Source organism: Candidatus Eisenbacteria bacterium, from assembly GCA_016867495.1.
In the GTDB taxonomy this organism is placed as follows: Bacteria; Eisenbacteria; RBG-16-71-46; order CAIMUX01; family VGJL01; genus VGJL01.
In genome coordinates, this window is record VGJL01000170.1 from 1 (window position 1) to 5,584 (window position 5,584).

The window sequence follows — 5,584 nt, forward strand, 5'->3', positions numbered from 1 at the left end:
CGTGCACTGGCGGGGAAGCTGGTGGGAACCCCGCCAACCAGAGGCGGCATCCAATTCCATTATCGGCAGCGGCACCGGAGCCCCCAATCACCCGCTCACTCAACCCCGAACTTCTCCAACCGATACAGCAGCACATGCCTGGGAATCCCCAGGTAACGGGCAGTCTTGGACTTGTTGCCCCCATGCTTGGCCAGGGCGCGGACGATGATGTCCCGCTCCATGCCAAAGAGCGATAGCCGATCGTCGGGAAGCTCGCCCAGGAAGGGGCGCGGGCCGGCCGGGGGTCGCTCGCCCCGCTCCTCGTCCGAGCGCACGGCGTCTGAGACAACCCGCGCTGTGCCCGAGCCGGTCGTTCCCGGGAGCGCAACCATCCCCGCTCCCCCAACCCCCTCCTCCATCCCCACCGCGTACTCCGTCCCGCCTTCCTCCTCATCCTCCCCGGGCAGGTCGGCGGCGGTGAGCAGGTCGGATGTCCTGAGGAGGAGAATCCGCCGGCAAACGTTCGCCAGCTCGCGGACATTGCCCGGCCATTGCCGCTCCATAATAGCGTGGATCAGGCCGGGATCGGAGCGGACCGGGGCGTTCTGGGCGATCTTCCTGACGAAGTGATCCCATAGGGCGGGGATGTCCTCCGTCCTCTCGCGCAGGGGCGGGATGTGGATCGGGATCACGTTGAGCCTGTAATAGAGATCCTGCCGGAACTCCCCCGCGCGCGCCTTGGCCGGCAAGTCGGAGTTGGTCGCGGCGATCACGCGCACGTCCACATCGATCGGCTTCTGCCCGCCCACCACGTCCACCTGGCCAGACTCGAGGACGCGCAGGAGCTTCGTCTGCAGCTCGGGCGCCAGGTCCCCCACCTCGTCAAGGAAGAGCGTGCCGCCATGGGCCCGCCGGAACTTCCCCGGCTTGTCCTTGTTCGCCCCCGTGAAAGCCCCTTTCACATAGCCGAACAGCTCCGACTCCATCAGGTCGCGCGGGATCGCCGCGCAATTGACCGCCACGAACGGCTTCTCCCACCGCTCCGAGTAGGCGTGCAGGGCCTGGGCCAGGACCTCCTTCCCGGTACCGCTCTCCCCCGTGAGGAGCACCGTCGCGTCGGTGGGGGCGATCCGCTTGATCGTCGCGACGATCTCCTGCATCGCCCTCGAGGCCTGCACGATCTCGCTCTGCTGCGTCCGCTCCCGCAGCCGCTCGCGCAGGTTCCTGTTCTCGAGCAGCAGCCTCCTCCGCTCCAGCGCCTGGTCGATCGTGAGCCTGAGGACGTCCCTGTCATATGGTTTGGTCAAATAGTCCGACGCCCCGCGCTTCATCGCCTCGACGGCGTCCTCGATCGAGCCGAACGCGGTCAGGATGATCACGGGGATCGTCGCGTCTTCCACCCCCACGCGGCGCAACACCTCCATCCCGTCCATCCCCGGCATCTTGAGGTCGGTGATCACGAGATCGGGCCGGAAGGCGGGCAGGCTCCCGAGGGCCGATCCGCCATTGGCATGGATCTCCACCTCGTGCCCCTGCTCGCGCAGCGCGAAGGCGAGGACCTCGCGCAGGCTGGCGTCGTCGTCGATCAGGAGGATCCTAGACATCCGCCGCCTCGGCGCGGATCTCCGCATTCGCGATCTTCCCCCCGATCGGGATCTCGATCACGACGACTCCGCCGCCCGCGGGATCGTTGAGGGCGCAGATTCGCCCGCCGTGCGACTCCACGATCTTGTGCGAGATCGCGAGGCCGAGCCCGCTCCCCTGCTCCTTGGTCGTGTAGAACGGCGTGAAGAGATTGGCGAGCGCCTCGGGCGTGAATCCCGTCCCGCTGTCGCGGACCTGGATCGCGAGGGTTCCCTCGTCCATCAGAGCGTAGATGACTCGCACCTCTCCCTCGGGACCCGCGGCCTGGCAGGCGTTGAGCAGGACGTTGAGCAGCACCTGGCGGAGCTGCTCGGCGTCTCCGTGAACGCGGGGCAGCGGCGCGGGCGGGAGGCGGCGGATGAACCGGACCGACCGTCCTTCCTTCTGCGCAGAGAGGAGCGAGATCACGCCGTCCACTTCCTGCGCCACGTCCATCGTCTCGCGCTTGAGCGGCTTCGGCCGCGCGAAGGTGAGGAAGCGCGTCAGGACCTGGTTCAGGCGGACCGATTCGTCGATCAGCACCTGCAAGAGCCGCCTCTTGGGATGCTCGGGCGGGAAGTCGTCCGACAGGAACTCCGCCGAGCCCTTGATCGAGGCGAGCGGATTCCTGATCTCGTGCGCGAGCCCGGCCGAGAGGCGCCCGACCGCGGCGAGCTTGGCCGCCTGGATCAGTTGCTCCTCGGTCGCGCGGAGCTGCACGAGGCTGCCGCGCAGCTCATCGGCCGTCTTGCCGAGCTGCCGCTGCGCCCCGGTGAGGCGGGAGACGAGCGTCCCGGTGAGGGCCCCGATCACGAAGTAGAGGACCATCTCGAGGACCTTCTGCGTGTCGGTCGCGGGATCGTGCGAGATCCCGCCGAAGGCGTGCGGGGCATAGGCGGCGCAGACGATCGCCGCCGCGAGCAGTCCCCCTCGCAGCCCTCGATGGAAGGCGGCCAGGATGATCGGCAGGTAATAGAGCCGGCGGTAGATGTCGTGCAGATGGTGGGCGTGGACCGGCGCCACGTAGTGGAGGATCGAGACCGTCGCGATGGCGAGATAGATCGCGAGGTCGTAGTACCAGCGCTTGCGGGGGCGTGGTGGCGGCGCGCTCGAAGCGTCCGTCGCGCCGGTCGCGCCGGCTTCCTGCCCCGGCGCAGTCATCACGCCCGGGCGACCATCGTCACGCAGTCGATCGGACAGACGGCGGCGCAGAGTCCGCAGCCATAGCATCGATCGCGATCGATCTGGAGATTCCCGTTCGAGCGTGTCCGCGCGCCGAAGCGACAGACTTCCAGACACGCCATGCAATCGTCGCAGACGGCCATATCGGTCGATTCGATCATCTCTCCCTTGTCGCAGCGCTCCTCGGGATGGAGGAAGTAACCGCAGCAATCGTCGCAGCAGAAGCAGATCCCGGCCGTGATCTCCATGTCGGCCCGGTCCCGGAAGGGGCGGGCGACCAGGCGCTTCTGCTCGGCCTCGATCAGGATCTCCTCGACCTCCAGGCGGGTGCGCTTGCGCTTGGTTTTCGGGTCAGCCTCGGTCTCGGGCGCGAACTGCAGGCAGACGTCGCTGCGCGAGCGCGAGCATCCCCCTCGTTCCCCGCGGCACCAGCACTCCGAGACCCAGAAGTCCTGTTGTCGATCGACGAGGCGTCTTGCCTCTTCGATCGTGCAAACATAGTGAAGGGCACTTTCGCTCGACATCTCAAGATGACTCCTTCAGTCACTTTTGCGCCCCCCGTGGTTCCTCTGTTCCGGCCTCGACCGAACCGGGCGCGAGATGTCGGCCGAGGAAATCGATGAGATTGCGCAGGACGGTGTCCGCCGGCAAGCCATGGCCCGCTCCGGGCACGACGGCGAGCTCGACCGGCTTGCCGAGGGCGCGGAGGCGCTCAGTCATGGCTTGGGCCTGCGCGAGCGGGGCGCTCTCATCCCTCTCACCGTGGAGGATGAGAACCGGACAGGGAATTCGATCCGCGAGATGGATGGACGAACGGATCCTGAGCGCCGCGGGATCGACTCCTCCTTCTTGTACAATGTTCGACTTGATTCCACGATCGCCGAGCTGGGCGCTCGCCGTCTCGAGGTCATAGATGCCGCCGCCAAAGACGGCAGCCCGCAAGCCGGGGATCATGAGGACGCCGGGGTGGCTGCCTTCAGCCAGAGGCCGGATCAGGATCGCCTCCATCGTGAACGAGTCGGGAGGGAACGACCTCACCCGGTAGGGGTAGCTCTCGATCCGGATGTTGCTGTCGTGGAGGGTCAGGCTGGTGTCTCGGGCGAAGGCGGCCCGAAGGTCCTGGGCGCGGATCTCCTGGGCGAAAGTCCCCAGGGGGAGGAGGGCGGACACAGCGGCGGCGGTCAGGCACGCCATCAAGCAACAGGCGAGACGAGACCGCCTCAAACCTCCCGACATGCTCAAGGTCTCCCCGAGCGAGCCCATGTCCGGACCATACCGAGCGGCATCTGCTCTCCCTCGATCCAGGAGTTTCGGGGCGCCTCGACCGGCCGGCCAACCGCGGCAGTCAACCTACCAACCTACTCATTGTAGAGTCGTCACGCAGAATATTCCACAGTTTGTTCATGGAATGTGGATTATTCTCCACAATTCCGCCCCGGCTGGAGTGATGTAGAATATTCTACAATCCATCAAGCCGAGTAAAGCATTTCATTACATCATGTTATCGGACTTCTCGATTTGGGCGGGGCTGGCGCAAGTCCTGCATGGGGTTCTGATACCCAGTTTCGGGCCTGAAAGGGCATCCACGGCACATAGGAGCCTAACGCATAACAGATGAACACGTTAGCGAGGTTCTCCAGGCAAACCGTCATGATCGCCTGGCTATTGGCCTTCCTGTTGGGAAGTCATGTCGCCGCCGCTTCTGGAAGCGAGCCGCTCCAATTGAAGGAGGAGTCAGGGACGCCGGCCCGTGTCCCCTCATCCCTCGATTCCCTGGTGGCGGTCGCGCTCGACGAGAACCCGAGGGTCGAGGCCGCCCGGGCCTCCCATGGCGCGGCGCTCGCCAGGGTCCCGAGAGCGGGGGCCCTTCCCGATCCGATGCTGATGGCGGCGGCCGATGGAGCGCCGGTCAAGAACCCGAGCCCGGCCGAGGCCGAGATGGGTCGTTTCACCCTCACGCAGATGCTCCCCTTCCCGGGAAAGCTGGGGCTCATGAGGAAGGGGATGGCGCACGAGGCCGAGGCGGCCGGCTCTCGGGCGGCGCGGGTGCGGCTGGAGGTCGCCTATGAGGTCCACTCCGCCTACTACGATCTCCACCTGATCCACGAATCGATCGGCGTTCTGGAGAGGTCCGTCGCATCCCTCGAGACCCTGCTCCCGGTCGTGCGGGACAGATACCGGACCGGTCTCGCCACGCAGGCCGATCTCCTCCGCGTCCGCGTCGAGCTGGCCGATCAGCAGACGAATCTCTCGACCCTTCGCCTCTCGATCCAGGCCGCCGAGGCGAGACTGAACGCGGCCCTTGGCCGTCCCCCCGGCAGCGCGCTCGCCCGGCCGTCCCTCCCGGACACGGTCCTGCCCTCGATCGCGATTCCAGAGATCGATCAGGCGGTCCTCGACCGCCAGCCAATGTTGAAGGTCGAGCGGAGCATGGAAGAGAAGGCCCGCGCCGATCTGGCCCTCGCCCGGCGAGAGGGGCTCCCGGATTTCACGCTCGGCATCGAGTACATGAACAGGCGGGACATGGATGACGCGTGGACAGGAATGTTCGGTCTGACGCTTCCGATCTGGCGATGGAACAAGGTCGGGCCGCAGCGGCGGGAGGCGGAAGCGCGCCTCATGGCGGCGGCAGCAGAACGGCGTCGCGTCCTGAACGAATCGATCAGCCTGGCGCGGGAGGCGTACGCCATGGCCATCACTTCGCGGGACCGCGTGCGTGTATACGAAAAGGAGATACTGCCCGACGCCGAGATGGCCCTCGCGTCAAGCCTGGCCTCCTATCCAACCGGCGAGATGCGGC

The 5,584-nt window shown here is 66.4% G+C and carries 5 protein-coding genes; 1 reads left to right on the top strand and 4 read right to left on the bottom strand.

Going from position 1 to position 5,584, the window contains the following annotated elements:
• Window positions 1–95 precede the first annotated feature (95 nt).
• The 4 genes from FJY88_11475 to FJY88_11490 are packed head-to-tail and all read right to left on the bottom strand — an operon-like array spanning window position 96 to window position 4,047.
• Window positions 96–1,610, bottom strand: a complete 1,515-nt coding sequence (locus FJY88_11475; GenBank protein MBM3287952.1) for a sigma-54-dependent Fis family transcriptional regulator — start codon at window positions 1,608–1,610, stop codon at window positions 96–98.
• Complete coding sequence (locus FJY88_11480) at window positions 1,576–2,766, bottom strand: sensor histidine kinase (protein ID MBM3287953.1); 1,191 nt, start codon at window positions 2,764–2,766, stop codon at window positions 1,576–1,578. Before FJY88_11480 ends, FJY88_11475 begins: the two co-directional genes overlap by 35 nt.
• Window positions 2,763–3,308 (bottom strand): hypothetical protein, encoded by a 546-nt coding sequence (locus tag FJY88_11485; GenBank protein MBM3287954.1) that lies wholly within the window; start codon window positions 3,306–3,308, stop codon window positions 2,763–2,765. Before FJY88_11485 ends, FJY88_11480 begins: the two co-directional genes overlap by 4 nt.
• A gap of 19 nt (window positions 3,309–3,327) precedes the next feature.
• Window positions 3,328–4,047 (bottom strand): hypothetical protein, encoded by a 720-nt coding sequence (locus FJY88_11490; GenBank protein ID MBM3287955.1) that lies wholly within the window; start codon window positions 4,045–4,047, stop codon window positions 3,328–3,330.
• A 351-nt stretch (window positions 4,048–4,398) separates the two neighbouring features.
• Between FJY88_11490 and FJY88_11495 the strand changes: the two genes are divergently transcribed.
• A partial coding sequence (locus FJY88_11495; GenBank protein ID MBM3287956.1) for a TolC family protein occupies window positions 4,399–5,584 on the top strand: 1,186 nt, incomplete at its 3' end.